At 59.9% G+C, this 1,293-nt stretch carries 1 protein-coding gene; it reads right to left on the bottom strand.

The window, feature by feature from the left end; all coding sequences use genetic code 11:
* Window positions 1-386: 386 nt before the first annotated feature.
* Complete coding sequence (gene istB, locus CWO89_RS44290; protein ID WP_130584393.1) at window positions 387-1,076, bottom strand: IS21-like element helper ATPase IstB; 690 nt, start codon at window positions 1,074-1,076, stop codon at window positions 387-389.
* Between the last annotated feature and the right edge of the window lie 217 nt (window positions 1,077-1,293).

Genomic DNA, 1,293 nt, shown 5'->3' on the forward strand with positions numbered 1-1,293 from the left:
TTCCGCATAGCTCAGGGGTGGAGTTGCCGCAGCCGAAGAGCCCGGGAGAGCTGCGGGATCGGCCAAGTCCCCTTTCTTCGATATGAAACCTGTGCTGGAGATCTTAATCTTGTTCGGAGAGCCGGTCCCGGTTGTCTGAACAGAATCTCCGTGTCGATAAGTGGAGCCTCTGCCGGGGTTAGGCCGCCATGGGGATTGGCGACGGGTTGAAGTAGGCTTGATCCGGTGTGCCGCCGTCAAGATGCGTATTTCACAAAAACGGGACAGGGATTTCGCTAACTAACGGACAGTAGTTTCGCTAAATCGCGGACAGCGTGGCGGCGCTGGCTTTTGGTTGCCTGGTTGTTGAAGTCAATTGGTATTCGTTTCGCTGTTTTCAGCCTCGGTCAAGGGGCGTGTGGCTTTTTTCTTCGCATGCTGTCGCCTTCGAGGACAATGCGGTGGGCGTTGTGGATGATGCGGTCGAGGATGGCGTCGGCGATGGTGGGCTCACCGATCATGTCGTGCCATTGGGCGACGGGCAGCTGGGCGGTGATCATGGTCGATCTACGCCGGTAGCGCTCTTCGAAGATTTCCAGGAGATCGAGGCGCTGCTGATCATTGAGCGTGTGGGTGCCCCAATCGTCGAGAATGAGCAACTGGACCCGCGCAAGCTTGTCGATGAGCGGCGGGAAGCGACCGTCGAGACGAGCCAAGGCGAGGTCTTCGAACAGAGGCGGCACACGCAAATAGAGCACGGAATGATCAAGCCTGGCGGCCTGGCGTCCGAAGGCACACGCCAGCCAGGTTTTGCCCGTGCCGGTCTGACCGGTGACGATGAGGTTTTCGTGGGCTTTCTGCCAGGCGCCTTGCGCCAGCTGCAGGGTATTACGCCGGTCAAGGCCGCGGCGGGAGGCGAAGTCGATGTCTTCGATACAGGCATCGAGGAAGCGTAACTTTGCTGCAGCCAGGCGATTGGTCAGTCGCCGGTCGGCGCGCATGGCGGCCTCGCGATCGAGCATCAGGCCGAGCCACTCATCCCGGCTGAGATCGGCGCCCTCGTCCTGTTCGGCCAGTTGCCGGTAGGCGGCTGCCATGCCGGCAAGGCCGAGGTGAATAGGTGTTTGATTAACCGCAAAGCCCGGAGGAGTTCTCTATGAAAGAAACGGCTTCGATCGATACTGTCATTCCGCCTGCTGACGTCGTCAAACAAACCGCGCGCATCGGCCTGAGAACGTGACCACCAGGCCGACCGTGAAAACAAGACCGTATCCGCGGTAGACCGACGAGAAGTCCAGGTCGCGCGCGACAAAG

Origin of the sequence: Bradyrhizobium sp. Leo170, from assembly GCF_004296405.1 — a bacterium.
Lineage (GTDB): Bacteria > Pseudomonadota > Alphaproteobacteria > Rhizobiales > Xanthobacteraceae > Bradyrhizobium.

Bases quoted from the DNA above. Each gene is read 5' to 3' on its own strand.
- istB (WP_130584393.1), bottom strand. From the start codon at position 1,076: ATGGCAGCCGCCTACCGGCAACTGGCCGAACAGGACGAGGGCGCCGAT.